Source organism: Xanthomonas dyei (assembly GCF_002939865.1).
Lineage (GTDB): Bacteria > Pseudomonadota > Gammaproteobacteria > Xanthomonadales > Xanthomonadaceae > Xanthomonas > Xanthomonas dyei.
Map to the genome: position 1 here is coordinate 37,208 of NZ_MDEE01000012.1, position 14,462 is coordinate 51,669.

7 protein-coding genes and 2 other RNA genes are annotated in these 14,462 nt (G+C 63.3%); 4 read left to right on the forward strand and 5 right to left on the reverse strand.

Annotated elements, in window-relative coordinates; all coding sequences use genetic code 11:
- The first annotated feature begins 141 nt into the window (after positions 1-141).
- Positions 142-927 (forward strand): rhomboid family intramembrane serine protease, encoded by a 786-nt coding sequence (locus XdyCFBP7245_RS10060; RefSeq protein WP_104615540.1) that lies wholly within the window; start codon positions 142-144, stop codon positions 925-927.
- Between the two features lie 501 nt (positions 928-1,428).
- Here XdyCFBP7245_RS10060 and XdyCFBP7245_RS10065 read toward each other — a convergent pair.
- Positions 1,429-2,529, reverse strand: coding sequence for a glycerophosphodiester phosphodiesterase (locus tag XdyCFBP7245_RS10065; RefSeq protein ID WP_170068599.1), 1,101 nt, complete (start codon positions 2,527-2,529; stop codon positions 1,429-1,431).
- Between the two features lie 77 nt (positions 2,530-2,606).
- Here XdyCFBP7245_RS10065 and XdyCFBP7245_RS10070 point away from each other — a divergent pair.
- Positions 2,607-2,681: non-coding RNA, sX9 sRNA (locus tag XdyCFBP7245_RS10070), on the forward strand.
- A 104-nt stretch (positions 2,682-2,785) separates the two neighbouring features.
- Here XdyCFBP7245_RS10070 and XdyCFBP7245_RS10075 read toward each other — a convergent pair.
- Complete coding sequence (locus tag XdyCFBP7245_RS10075; protein ID WP_104615541.1) at positions 2,786-5,092, reverse strand: TonB-dependent receptor; 2,307 nt, start codon at positions 5,090-5,092, stop codon at positions 2,786-2,788.
- A 198-nt stretch (positions 5,093-5,290) separates the two neighbouring features.
- Between XdyCFBP7245_RS10075 and XdyCFBP7245_RS10080 the strand changes: the two genes are divergently transcribed.
- Positions 5,291-6,130, forward strand: a complete 840-nt coding sequence (locus XdyCFBP7245_RS10080; RefSeq protein ID WP_104615542.1) for an acid phosphatase — start codon at positions 5,291-5,293, stop codon at positions 6,128-6,130.
- A 781-nt stretch (positions 6,131-6,911) separates the two neighbouring features.
- Positions 6,912-9,956 (forward strand): TonB-dependent receptor, encoded by a 3,045-nt coding sequence (locus tag XdyCFBP7245_RS10085; RefSeq protein WP_104615543.1) that lies wholly within the window; start codon positions 6,912-6,914, stop codon positions 9,954-9,956.
- Positions 9,957-10,058: 102 nt separating this feature from the next.
- On the opposite strand, the gene mnmE is transcribed toward XdyCFBP7245_RS10085, so the two are convergent.
- From mnmE to XdyCFBP7245_RS10100, 3 genes are all read right to left on the reverse strand, one after another.
- Positions 10,059-11,402 carry a tRNA uridine-5-carboxymethylaminomethyl(34) synthesis GTPase MnmE gene (mnmE, locus tag XdyCFBP7245_RS10090; RefSeq protein WP_104615544.1) on the reverse strand — a complete coding sequence of 448 codons (1,344 nt, stop codon included), beginning with the start codon at positions 11,400-11,402 and terminating at the stop codon, positions 10,059-10,061.
- A 95-nt stretch (positions 11,403-11,497) separates the two neighbouring features.
- A non-coding RNA gene (locus XdyCFBP7245_RS10095) (sX9 sRNA) lies at positions 11,498-11,574 on the reverse strand.
- Between the two features lie 120 nt (positions 11,575-11,694).
- Positions 11,695-14,400, reverse strand: a complete 2,706-nt coding sequence (locus XdyCFBP7245_RS10100) for a polysaccharide deacetylase family protein (RefSeq protein WP_104615545.1) — start codon at positions 14,398-14,400, stop codon at positions 11,695-11,697.
- Positions 14,401-14,462: the final 62 nt, after the last annotated feature.

A 14,462-nucleotide genomic window follows, 5' to 3' on the forward strand; every position in this document is an offset into this window, starting at 1 on the left:
CGTTGAATTGTTTGCCGCCGCGGCCTGCCTGCCGGGCGTTGCATCAGCCCGGCAGGCGGCGGGATTGTCCCGTCGCCGGATCCGGTTATCCCGTGCTAACGGGGCTTGCAAAGGCAAAACCACGCCGCCATCCGTGAACGTATGACACCGCATTCTGTTGCCTCCGATGCCACCACCCAGAGCCGCCTGGACCGCTCGCGGGTCCTGCGCGCCTTCAACATCAGCCTGGCCGCCGTGTTGCTGCTGGTGGCGGTGTTCACCGCGCAAGGCATGTTCGACTGGCGCGCCTGGGCGGTCGCGCCACTGCAGGCCGACGGCCTGATCGGCATCCTCACTGCGCCGCTGTTGCACGGCTCGCTCGCGCATCTGGGCGCCAATGCGGCAGCGCTGCTGATCCTGGGCACATTGGCCGGCAGCGTGTATCCGCGCGCCACGGCCATGGCACTGCCGCTGCTGTGGCTGGGCTCGGGGCTGGGCGCGTGGCTGTTGGGCGAGCCTGGCAGCCGCCATCTGGGTGCCAGCGGCGTCACCCACGGCCTGATGTTTCTGGTGTTTGTGCTGGGCCTGCTACGGCGCGACCGCCCGGCCATCGCCACCAGCATGATCGCCTTCCTGTTCTACGGCGGCATGTTGGTGACCATCCTGCCCCACGAAACCGGGGTGTCCTGGCAATCGCATCTGGGCGGCGCGGTGGCCGGCTTGATCGCCGCGCTGCTGCTCCGCCTGCGCGACCCGCAGCAGGCCAAGCCGCGCTACAGCTGGGAAGACGAGGACGAAGACGCCGCCTGGGAAGTGCGCAACGCCGAGCACGCGATGCTGGAACCCCCGCCGCCGCGTCAGGTACCGGTGCTGTGGCAACGCCAGGACGACGGCTCGGAAAACGTGGTGCTGCATTTCCCGCCGCGCGAGCGCCCTCCGGGCAATTAGTGCCGGCGCGGAGCGATGATCGAAACAGTCAGTGACCTCCCGTAGGAGCGTGTCTGCGCGCGAGGGCATTACCGATGATGCCCGGCACGGTAGTTACCCGAGGGCCTTGCAACATAAGAGCGGTGTTGTATCGCCAAATGCATCGTCATCGCATCGCGTACAAACGGGTTGTAGTGCGCTGATGCTTTCCCGGTCATGCGCGTCGCGCGCAGGCACGCTCCTACGAACGTGGTGCTGCACGTCTCGCGAAGGCACGTAGCGCCTCTCGTAAGGTCAACATCCAACCAATCGGGCCGCTACACCGCGTTACGTAGGAGCGTGCCTGCGCGCGACCGGGCGTTACCGACGATGCCGGCACGATGGGTACCCGAGGATCAAGCAACGTGAGCGGTGCTGCAACGCGAAGTGCATCGTCATCGCATCGCGCGCGAGTGGGCGCGCGCGATGGAGCTATCCCGATGATGCCCGTCGCGCGCAGGCACGCTCCTACGACAGCATGAATTATCGCGGTGCTTGCCCGTGCAACGCATGCCGTGCCAGACCCGGATCATCGGCAAAGAATGCATCGATGCCCGTATCCAGATAGGTCTTGAGCTCGGCCAAGGCACCTGCGTCGTTACGCTCAGTCACCGCGCCGCTGCTGCGGTTATCGGCGGCCAGAAAGTAATTTTCCGGACGGAACGTATACGGCTGCACCTGCAATCCGGCCGCATGTGCATCGCGCACCAGGCTGGTCGGCGTACCCAGCCGCTGCTGCGCATCCAGCGGAATGATGGCGCGGATATCCGGCCCGATCGCATTGGCGTAGCCGGCCACCTGCTTGAGCCCGGCCGGGGTCATCAATTGCGCATAGGTGCCTGGCGCGTCGCCCTTGCCCGCATCGGGCAACGGCATCTGCGCGCCACCCAGCAACTGCAGCAGGCGGATGTTGCTTTGCCGCCCGATCTTGCCGCGCAGGTAGCGCAGATTGCCGGTCTCGAACGACTGGATCACCACCGGCGCCGTGCGCGTATACGCATGCGCGTGCAAGGTGGCCAGCACCTTGTCTTCCATCGGCAAACCCAGCGCACTGAAATAGCTCGGATGCTTGATCTCCGGAATCAGCCCGATCGTACGCCCGGTTGCAGCAGATTCGGCCGCGACGAAATCGATGATCTCATCGAAGGTCACGATCTGAAACTGTCCGTCCCAGCGCGTGCCACGTAGTTGCGGCAACCGCTCGCGCGCGCGCAGCGTCTTCAACTCGTTCAGGGTGAAGTCTTCGGTGAACCAGCCTTCCATCGATTGCCCATCGATGGTCTTGCGGGTCTTGCGCGATGCAAACTCCGGGCGGCTGGCCACATCGGTGGTGCCACCGATCTCGTTTTCGTGGCGCGCCACCAGCACACCATCTTTGGTCGATACCAGATCCGGTTCGACAAAATCCGCGCCATCGACGATCGCCTTGGCGTAGGAGGCCAAGGTGTGTTCCGGACGCAACGCACTGGCGCCACGGTGCGCAAAGATCTGCACCGTCTTGGCCAGCGGTGCCTCGGCCAAAACGGGCCCGCTCATGCCGACCATCATCGCTCCCAACACCAACGCACGGTGAAACTGCATCATGCCTATCTCCAACGAAAAAGCAGCCATCAACACCAGCGCGTCATCGCCAGGCCAGCTTGGCCGACGATCAAGCAGAGATGCACGCCCGTGCATCCCGCTTCCTCCGCATCGTCCGCGCCCGCCCGACAATCGCTCGCGAGGTGGTGCCAGCCACTCTAAGACTATCCACGTCGATCAACATCGGAAATCAATCAACAGCACCCAGATCCGCTATTACGATTCCCGATTCCCGATTCCCCACTCCCAAATCCCGTCCTCAGAACTTGGCATCCAGCGTCAGGAACACCTGCCGCGGCGCACTGGCGTGAAACGCCAACTGCCGCCCGTTCGGATCACTGTTGGCGAACGCGGTGAGGTTGGAGGCGTAGCGCTTGTCGGTGAGGTTGGTGACGTTGAGCGAGAGCTTGAGCGACTGCAGCACGCTGACCTGGCCGAACTCATAGCCGGCACCGGCATCGAATGACGTGTAACCGCCAAAGCCCTGATCGTTGGTGTAGGTATAGAAGCGCTCACCGGTGTACTTGCCGCGCAGGTTGACGTTCCAACCGGCGTAATTGAAGGCGATTTCGCTCGCGAACATACGCTTGGGCGTATCCACCGTGGTCTTGCCGGCGGTGGCAATGGTCACCCCGTTCTGCACGTAGTTGTCGTCGTAGGTGGAGCGGTTGATCGAGGCCGAGTTGTACCACTGCAGGTAGCTGGTGGGCTTCCAGATCACCGTCAGTTCGCCACCGCGGCTGCTCACCGAGCCTACGTTGAAGAAGCGCGTGGTGCAGGCCGGCGTGGTGCCCTGCTGGATGCTGGCGCAGGGATTGAGCGAGAGCAGGCGGTTGTCGAAGGTGACGTCATAGCCCACCAGCGAGGCCTCGAAGCGATCGCGCACGAAGCGGTAACCGGCTTCCACGGTGCGCGACTTTTCCGGCTCCAGCGCACCGACGCTGGCATCGAACGACGCTTGGGTCACCAGCAACGGACCACCGGCGCCGCCGCCCTGAAACGCAGCGATATTTTCTGCGTAGGAGGCAAACACTTCCTGGCCTTCGGCAAGGCGATAGCCCAGCCCGATCTGCGGCAACACCGACTCGCTGGCCTTGATCGACCCGGTCGCCACCGGCGCTTCCACCGCGATGCCCGGCGTCTCGCGTGCGGTCATTTCAGTACTCGGGCTCTTGATGCCCAGGTCAAGGCTCAGGCGCTCGTCGAGAAACTTGAAGTTGCCCTGCACGTAGAACTGCCGGGTGGTGATCACGTAGTTCTGCGAGAACAGCCGACGATTGGGATTTTGCAGAAACTTGTCGTCGTCCACCGGCCCGGTGATCCAGTAGAAATTGCGTTCCACATCGTGGTGGTTGCGCTCGTACCACAGCCCGGCTTCCAGATGATGCGGGCCCAGGTCCCAACCCAGCGAGGCGATGCCGCCGGTACGGTTGATCCAGTAGTTGGTGCTGCGGATCGAGATCGGCAGTGCCTGCGGTGTGCCCGGATTGGAAGCCTGGCCCGGCGACCACCAATGGCCCTGCCCCTTGTTTTCATGGTGATAGACCTGCGTGTGCAGGCTGATCGCATCGTTGGGCTGGAAGTCGCCGGCGACATAGAACAGATCGTCGTCGCGCAATGCGCGGCTCTGGTAGTACGCATCGTCGACGTTATCCACGCCACCGCTGAAGCCGCAGCGTGCGGCATTGCGCGTGGCTGGCGCGCAGTACGCCGCGGCCAGTGCACGGTTCCAATCCGGCGCGTACAGATTCCAGTCCCAGCCCAGTCCACGTGCCATGCCGCTCTTGGACAGATAGGAATAATCGGCCTGCGAGGTGCGCGAGGTATCGGCGAACGCAGTCAGCTTGCCGCCGTCGAACTGGTACACGCCCTTGGCGTTGAACTGCCGCGTGGTGGTCGGCGATTCCGGACGCGCCCACATGTCCGCGGTGGCTTCGATGCCCGACAGATACGCAGAAAACCCGTTGTAATCGCCGGTATCCACGCGCAGGAAGGTGCGACGGTTGGCATCGGACCCCAGCGTCTGCGAGACCTGCCCACCGAACACGCTGGACGGGTCGGCCGAGTAGTACTGGATGGTGCCGCCGAGGTTGCTGGTGGAGGCGGTGCCCAACGCACCGATGCCCGAGGCCAGCTCCACACCACCGAAGTTTTCCGCGATCAACGCGCGGCTGATGTTGAGGCCGTTGTAGTTACCGTAGGCGTTATCGCCCAGCGGCAGACCGTCGAGCGTATAGCCCAGACGCGTGCCGTTGAAGCCGCGCAGGCTGATCGTCTGCGATTCTTCATTGGCACCGAAGGCATCGTTGGATTGCACGTTGACGCCCGGCATGCGGTTAAGCAGCTTCTGGATGCTGGTACCCGGCGGCAGCACCGGAATGTCCTGCTGGGTGATGCGCTGCACCTGACGCGTTTCGCCCTGGCCAATCACCGACACCGCATCGAGTTGCTGCACGGTGGAGCCGGTGTCGGCAGACACGTCGGCCGGTGTATCGGCGGCATGTGCGGCCGGCGACAACACAAGCGCGGTGAGAACGGCAGCACTTAGGAGATGGGTCTTGGGCATGAGCGGCGTTGGGGACGAGTCAAAAGATGACGGCAAGCGTGCGACAGCTGTCTTGCGTCGATGCGACGCACAGATGACAGTGCCGAGACAGCTGCTGCGCATGCCGCGCTGTCGCTGCGTTGTGCTGGCATGCACGTGTCATCTGTACGTCGTAATCTGCGCGACTCTTCCCGTCGTACTGCTTTCGAGGAATCGTCCATGGCCCACCGCATCACCCACTCGCAACGCACGCTGGCACGCGTCGCCATTGCTGCCTTGGTGATCGGCAGCGGCGTGGTCAGTGCCCGGCAACCGGCAAAGCCGGCGGATTCGGTGCTCGCCACCGACGAGCGTGGATACCTGGAAAAACAGCAGCTGCCCGACAGCTTGCAGCTGGTGCCACCCCCGCCGCAGGACGGCAGCGCCGCACTCGCCAACGACGAGGCCATCGCCAAGTCCATGCTCGCGCTGCGCGGTACACCGCGCTGGGATCTGGCCGCGCGCGACGCGGTGCTGAGCTTTCCCGACGCCGCCAGCCATTTCAGCTGCGCGCTCGGCGTGCAGATCGATCAAGCCAGCACACCGCATCTGCTGCGCCTGCTCGAGCGCAGCATGCGCGACGCCAGCAGCAGTACCAGCGCCGCCAAGACACGCTATCAGCGCCCGCGCCCGTTCATGCGCAACGCGCAGCCGATGTGCACTCCGGCTGACGATGCGGCACTGCGCAAGAACGGCTCCTACCCGTCCGGCCACACCGCCATCGGCTGGACCTGGGGCCTGATCCTGTCCGAGATCGCTCCCCCCCGACGCAACGCGCTCCTGGCACGCGGCCGCGCCTTCGGCGACAGCCGCCTGGTTTGCAACGTGCACTGGCAAAGCGATGTCCAGCAAGGCCGAATGATGGGCGCGGCCACCGTCGCCGCATTGCACGACAACCCGGGGTTTCAGAAGGATCTGGTTGCTGCACGCCGCGAAATCGCAAAAGCCAAGCCTGCTGCACCGGATGCATGCGCATCAGAAACAGCAGCCTTGCAGCTCGTGTTGCCAGGAGTGATGTAGGTAGCGGCGACGCTTGCCCTGCCTGCGAGGAACTGCCACCCCGACCTGAGCGTACGCGTCTGGGCACCGTGCTCTTGTTGAGATGATCGGTCAGCGACCGTCGGGCGCTGTGCGGCCCGATGCACGTATGACGAGGACGCGGGAGCCTCTTCGCGCACCAGCAACGCTGGCAGCGGCGCGCTAGCGATCCGGCGATGATCGATGCGCCGCTTGATGCGCGGATCGGAGCAGCCAAGCCACGCAACCACGCAGGACCGGCATCAGACCGGGCAGTGGCGTGGACTCTGCTGCTGATACTCCAAGCAAGCTGGACGCGGCTTCAAGACCGCGCTCTCACTAGGGTCCTGAAGCAGCGCTGCCTCCCTGGTCGGTGGATCCGCGCTGGCTGGTTAGGTCAGACACCCATCGACCGCCCAGGCGAGCGCGATGCCTGTCTTGCGACATCCGACCCTGCTTGCCGCAGCTTGGCCTCGCACCGTTTCGACGGCCCTGCAGCCGCCTTATCGACGCCGATCCAACGCCGCTACGCGACGGCCGGGTCCTTCATTCGCATACAGCATCCGCGCGTCCGAATCTCGGCCCAAAAGCACCGAATTTGGCAATCGTTGCCGGATGATGACATTTCCGTACATCTTCGATTAATCTTCAGACAGGCTTCAGGAATGTGACAACCGTTCAGGTTGTCGGCATGACGCCCTGAAGCCCAGTCCCCCTCGACTGCGCTCGCAGTCGAGTCCCACGTCTGCAGTATCCGCGACCGAATTCATCAGGAGAGAGAGGAATGACGCGTCCAGGGGTCCGTAGTTCGTTGTCCAGGAACATCAAGCGCAGCGCATTGAGCCTGGCACTAGGCATGTGTGTGATCGGTGGGGTGCAGGCGCAGAGCGCGGTAGGCTCCATTTTCGGTAGTGGGCAGCCCGGCAGCACCATCGCCATCCAGAGCCCGCAAACGGGCGTGAGCCGCTCGGCCACCGCCGCCGCAGATGGCAGATTCACCTTCAGCCAGCTGCCTCCGGGCAAGTACATCATCACCTCCGATGGAGTGACCCGCGAGGTCGAGGTCAAGGTTGGCAGCGGCTCGCAGGTCATGCTCGGCAGTCAGGCCAAAACGCTTGACCGGATCGAAGTGGTGGGCGCGCAGGCGTTCAACCCCATCGACGTCTCTTCGGTGGAATCGACCACGGTGTTCACCGCCGACCAAATGGTCTCGCTGCCGGTGGCCAGCGACGTCTCTTCGGTCGCGCTGCTCGCGCCTGGCGCGGTCCGCGGCGATAGCGGGCTGGGTGCGGGCAACCTTGCATCGTTCGGCGGATCGTCGGTGGCCGAAAACGGCTACTACATCAATGGCTTCGACGTCACCAACATGCGCACGTTCCTGTCGTTCGCCAATCTTCCGTTTCAGAGTATCGGCCAGCTGCAGGTCAAAACCGGCGGGTACGGCGCCGAATACGGCCGCTCGCTGGGCGGCATCGTCAGCATCGTCACCAAGGCCGGCTCCAACGAATGGCACTACGGCGGCAGCGTGGAATGGGCGCCGGACTGGGGCGCCGCGGCAGGTAAAAACGTCCGCGAGCGCGACCCCGATGCGGCAGACCCGCTGTACCAATACCGCAGCGACGATCAGTTCGACAGCACCATTTACTCTGCGTATGCCAGCGGCCCGATCATCAAGGACCGCTTGTTCTTCTTTGCAATGGTGGAAGGCCGCCAGGAGACTGAAGACAACTTCTACGCGCTGACCAGCCGGCGCGTCAGTGACACCACCCCGCAGGGCCTGGTCAAACTCGATTGGTATATCAACGACAGCAACCTGGTCGAATTCACCGGCATCTACAACCAGGCCAAGACCAAATACCGCACGTACGAATACGCCACCGACGCCAACGGCGATAACCGCTACAACGTTGGACGACACGAGGTGCCGATCGAACAGTACGAGATGGAAAACGGCGGCAAGATCGGCATCCTCAAGTACACCGGCTACTTCACCGACAACTTCACGCTGTCGGCGCAATACGGCTACCTGAGCAATCTGATCGACTCCCGCCTGCCAGCCAATCCTGCGGGCGGCGAGTGCCCATGGGCCTACAGCTTCGGCCTGACCACCAGCGTGGTCGACCGTTACATCGGCTGCAACCCGGGCACGATCAGCACCATCGCCGACCGCAATGCCGAGCCGGACGAAGACATCCGCAAAGCGTTCCGTGTCGATGGCGAATGGGTGCTGGGCGATCACCGGCTGCGCTTCGGCGTGGATCAGGAAAAGTACGAATCCAGCCACCGTGGCCAGACCTACGCCGGTGGCATCAACTGGGCGTATTACACGGTGCCCGGCACTTCGGTGGCCACCGGCGCGTTTGCAGGCCGGCCCGGCCGCACGGTCAACGGCCAGCTGGTGCCGCGCGGCGCGCTGTATGCACGTTCGCGCGTGTTCCAGAGCAGCAGCTCCACCTACGAAAACACCAACAGCGCGTTTTATCTGGAAGACAACTGGCAGGTCACCGAAAACTTCCTCGCCGTGCTCGGCTTGCGCGGTGAGAAGTTCGAAAACAAGAACGGCGATGGCATTGCCTGGATCGAATCCGATTACAAAATGGCCCCGCGCCTGGGCTTCTCCTGGGACGTGCTGGGTGATTCCAGCTTGAAGCTGTTCGGTACCGCAGGCCGCTACTACATCCCGGTGGCGACCAACTCCAGTATCCGCGCAACCGGCGCCGAATCGACGGTGTCCAACTGGTACTTCGTCAATGGCTGGAGCGAAGCCGATGGCACGCCGGTGGGCCAAGGTGCGCAGATTGGCCAGACCCAGACCAATGGCTCGCTCACCGCGCCCAATCCGGCCTCTGTCGCGTCCACCAACCTGTCGCCGATGTACCAGGACGAGGTCATTCTCGGTGGCCAGCTGCAGTTGACGGAAAACTGGATGGCGGGTGTGCGCATGATCCGCCGCGAAGTGAAATCCGGGATGGACGACACCTGCACCACCAATCCGTGGATCGATTGGGCCGCGGATAACGGCTACCCCGATTTCGATCCTGGCTCGGTGCCCAGCTGCTACTTCTTGAATCCGGGCAGCGATGTGACCATCAACGTCGATCTCAATGGCGATGGCGAACTTGAACTGGCAACCTTGCCGGCCTCGTATCTTGGCCTGCCGGAATATCGCCGCCTGCATACCGCTCTTGAGTTCTTCTGGGAGCGCACTGGCGAGAAGTTCAACTTCCAGGGCTCGTATACGTTCGCCAGGACACGCGGCAACGTGGAAGGCTACGTCAATTCAACGCTGGAACAGGAGGACGCCGGCCTCACCCAGGACTTCGACCACCGCCTGTTCACCGATGGCACCTATGGGCCAACCCCGAACGATCGTCAGCACACGCTCAAGCTGTTCGGTGCTTATACGATCACGCCGGAATGGCAGCTTGGCGGAAATCTGGTCCTGCAGTCCGGGCGCCCGATCAATTGCCAGGGCTATATCCCGCTGGACGACATCCCGCAGCCTGACCAGGGCACCCTGAGCGGCTACAGCGGCTCGAGCTTCTATTGCTTGAACGCAGACGGCACCCGCGTGCTACGCCAACGTGGCGACGAAGGCCGCACGCCGTGGACCTGGACCTTCGATCTGGCCGCCGCTTACGTGCCCAACTGGGCCGATAACAAGCTGCGCATCAAGCTCGACGTATTCAACCTGTTCAACAACGACCGGGTCACCGAGTACAACGAGTTCAGTGAGGCCTCGCGTGATGTGATCAGCCCGAACTATCTGAACGATCAAAATTATCAGACACCACGCTCGTTCCGATTGACTGCCCGCTACGACTTTTAAGTAGTCGCATCAATGTGTGCATTACGAATCCGGCCTGAAAGGGCCGGATTTTTAGTTATCGGCTCACGAGATTGTTTGGCGACCGCATCGCGCAGCGCTGGCTCACTTACCGATACAAAAACTCGAGAAGATCTTGCCCAGCAACTCATCGGCGCTCAGCTTGCCGGTGATCTCGCCCAGCGCCGCATGCGCCAGGCGCAGCTCTTCGGCGGCCAGTTCGAGTTGTTCGAATCCCAGTTCCAGATCGGCTGCATCGGCATGTTGCTCGGCACGCCGTAATGCATCGACATGCCGGGTGCGTGCAGAGAATTCGCCGTCCACACTTTCGACGCCATCGCCTAACGCGAGCTCCCGCAGGCGGGTGTGCAGCTGTTGCAATCCCTGTCCGGTCGTCGCCGAAACCGCCACTGCATAGGTATCGAGCAGCGGTGCGCTGTTGTCCAGCAGATCGCATTTGTTGTGAATCCACAGCTGGCGCGGGACGGCGTCGATGGCATCGCCAATCGCCTCGCGTGCGGCTTGCGGGTCGCGTGCGTCGAGCACCACCAGCGCCAGATCGGCGCGCTGCAATTCGGCGCGCGCGCGGCGCATGCCTTCGCGTTCGATCGCATCGCCACCCTCGCGCAGGCCGGCGGTATCGACCAGCGTCAATTCGAAGCCATCGAGCAGGATCGCTTCATGCAAGGTGTCGCGCGTGGTGCCGGCCACATCGGTGACGATGGCACGATCGCTGCCGGCCAGCGCGTTGAGCAACGAACTCTTGCCGGCGTTGGGTGGGCCGATCAACACCGCATGCAGGCCATCGCGGAGCTTGCGCCCGCGTTCTGCATCGCGCAGCAGTTGCGCCAACAATGTGCGCGCCTGCTGCAATCCTTCGCGCACTTGCGTGCCCCCCAATGTATCGAGCGGTTCGTCGGCAAAATCGATCGCCGCTTCCACATGCACGCGCAAGCGCGTCAGGCTGTCACTTACCGCATCGACACGGCGGGAGAACACGCCATCCAGCGAACGCCGCGCGGCACGTGCCGCACGCACATCGCCGGCAGCGATCAGATCGGCAATCGCTTCGGCCTGGGTCAGATCGAGTTTGCCGTTGAGAAAGGCGCGCTCGCTGAACTCGCCGGCGCGTGCCTGACGTGCCCCCAGCGCAACGCAACGTGCAACCAGTTGGCGCAACACCACCGGGCTGCCGTGCCCCTGCAGCTCCACCACGTCTTCGCCGGTAAAGCTGCGTGGCGCGTTGAACCACAGCGCGATGCCGTCATCGATCACCTCGCCCTGCGTATCGCGAAAGCGCGCGTAGTGCGCATGCCGTGGTCGCAACCCCGCAATGCCCAGCTGCGTTGCGATCTGCACCGCTTGCGGCCCGGACAGCCGCACGATACCCACGCCGCCGGTTCCGGCAGCACTGGCGATGGCAACGATGGTGGACGTGGAAGAGGACATGGGGACTGCTCTTGCGTGGATTGGAACCGAATGGGTGACGATCAAAACACCTGCACAGCCTTCAGGCGCATGTCGAATAGCCGGGCTTTAAGAGCTGCTCACACAACGTAGCAAGCAGTGCGCTGGTGGGTGTGGACGGCGCTCTCGGAACCGGAGTGTACGAGAGGTCCATGCTGCGCCGAACACCGGCCACTCCCGCCTGGCAGTGAGCACCCTTTTTCTTGTTCGCTGCTCTTGGTTGGCATCCGTCTTTTCAGAAAGTGCATATGCACACGTTGCTCACCACTGTGCATTAAAGCGTCTGCAACTGCGCGCGCGCCTGCGCCGCACCGCTGCCTTGTGGCTGCAGTTCCAGGTAGGTGGAATACGCCTTGCGCGCTTTGTCGCGATCGCCGGCCTTGGCGTAAGCATCGCCAAGATTGAGATACGCCACTGCGCGCGATGGATCGATCTTGAGCGTGTTTTCCAGCCAGCGCGCCGATTCGGCAAAACGCTCCTGGCGGTAATACACAAACCCAAGATTGTTCGCAGCCAGCGCAAAATCCGGGCGCAGCTTCAAGGCTTCGGCAAATTGTTCGGCAGCTTCGGCGTAACGTTTTTCCTTGTACAACTGCAAACCGCGCTCGTTGGCCAACTGCGCGCGTTGGCGATCGCTGCTCTTCACTGCGGTCGGCAAGATCAGCTTGGCTTCGCCACCTTGTAAGGTCTTGACCGTGACCGGCGCAGCCGCCACCGCAGCGCCGGTAGTCGCAGCAGCAGGACGCGCGGCGTCCACGCGTCCGTTGAGTGCGATCGCATCGGCCGACAACTGCGCGGTATCGGCGGTCAGGAATTCTTCGCCGCTGGGCACCTGAAACACGAACTCGCCGCCTTGCGACCCCGGCAGGCTGCCGAATGCCGGCGTCTGCGCCGATACCGCCGACACCGCCGGTGCGACATACGCAGCCAATTCCGTCCCGGTGATCAAGCCATCGCCATTGAGATCGCCCTTGCCGGCCAGCGCCTGCAGCAGCACCCAGGTAAACACCGAATGCCCGTTCGGCCCGCTATCGGCCACTTGTTGATCGGCACCGCCGGCGGTGAGCATCTGCCGCGCGATGCGCCTCGCGTTCTCGCGCAGGTACGCACTGGAGGTCGGCCCGCCGCGCGTCAGACCCAACCCGCTGTAGCACGCATCCATCACGAACAACACGTGCTTGGCCTGCAGGCTTTCGGCGATGTTCTGCAGGTCGCTCATCGCAATCGCATCGCTGGCCAAATGGTCGGGATCCGAGTCGACCGGAATGATGTAGCCCAGGTCGCGCCCGGAGGCGAGCCGGCGCGTGGCGCCGTGGCCGGCGAAGAACACGAACACGCGGTCGTTGGTCTGCGCGCGCCCTTCCCCAAGCCGGTCATGGAAGGCGGCCAGGATATTGTTGCGTGTGGCTTCGCTGTTTTTCAGCACGATCACTTGCGACGACGGAAATCCCAACGGGCCGGTCAAGGTGCTGGCGATCGCTTGCGCATCGTTGGCTGCATATTCGAGCTTGGGCCAGTGCGCGTAGTCGTCGATGCCGATCACGATCGCCCACGACTTGGCATAGCCGGTGGTCACCGTTGCGTCGGCCACGGCACTGGGTGCACGCGCGACCGAAAACTCGCGGCCGTTCCAGCCGGCGAACTGGTAGCCATCGGCGATCAAGCGATCCAGAATCTGCGGCAAGGCTTTCACTGCGCGGTCGTGGATGTCATGGAACAGCACGATGCCGCGCTGTTCCTTGTTCACCTGGTCGAGCACGCGTTGCACGATCGACTCGGGCACCGGGTCGGCCCAGTCCAGCGAATCGATGTTCCACATGATCGACTTGAGCCCGGCTTCGCCGAGCAACTGCAGCCCTTCGGCATTGCGCGCGCCATACGGAAACCGAAACAGCGGCGCACGCTTGTCGTCCACCGCACGCAACAGCGTGTCGGTATCCAGCACCTGGCTGCGCAATGCATCGCCGGTGGTCTTGGACAACTGCGCATGGGTCAGGCTGTGATTGCCCACCGCATAGCCTTCCTCCATCAGCGTATGGCTGATCTTCGACAGTGGCGCCAGCTTGGGCTTGCCATCGGCGTCCAGGCTGCCGAGGTTTCGCCCCACTTCGAAGAACACGCCGGGCACGTCGTAGCGCTTGAGGATCGCCACGATCTCTTCGGTATAGGCCTTGTGCGGGCCGTCGTCGAAGGTCAGCACCACCGTCTTGGGCGGCAGATCGCGGCCGAACACTTCGCTTTCGCTATCGCGCGCGGAGAACGGATACGGCTCTACCACACCATGGTCGCGCAGGATCTTTTCGCGTGTGTACAAGGTGCGCAAATGCGCCACGTAGTCGTCCCACTTTTCGCGCTTGGGCACGATGGCCCGGGTGCGATCGAAGCGACTGAAAATCTGCGTCAGTTCGGTGTTGTAACTGCGCTCGATCTCGTCGAGCGCCTCCAGATCCTCGCCGATGCGTTGATGCAGTTTCACTGCCGGCAGCGCCGAATCCTTGCCGATACGCGCATGCAGCTCGCGCAGCACCTCGCGAAATGCCAGGCGGTCGGCATCGAATAGATCCGGCGCCGACTCCACTTCGTCCAGTACCGTGGCGATCGCAGCGAAGCGGCTTGAGTCGCGCGAGCTCAGCACGGTTTCAAACGCGGCGGCAATGCGTTCGCGTTGTTCCAGATTTTCATGGAACAGCTGCTGCCCCACGCTGCTGGAGGTAGCGCGATCGCGCGGGCTTTGTTTGTCCTCATCGGCCAGCAACACGATGATGCGGCGGTGCCGATCCAGCTGTTCGCGCAGCTGTGCAATCAGCGCACGGGCCTTGGCAGCGTCGCCCGTTTGTACGGCGGCAGTGGCAGTGCCGCTGGCCGGCGGCGCCGAAGCAGATGCCTGGGTACCGGCATCGCGCTTGCCGCAGCCGGCCAGCACCAGCAGTCCCGCGCAACTTGCGCACAGCAACAGGCGATGCAACGGCGATGGCTTCACGACGACGTCCTTGGCAATGGCGACAAACGGAGAGGGCTTGGCATGCAGAAAGCCCGCCTTGC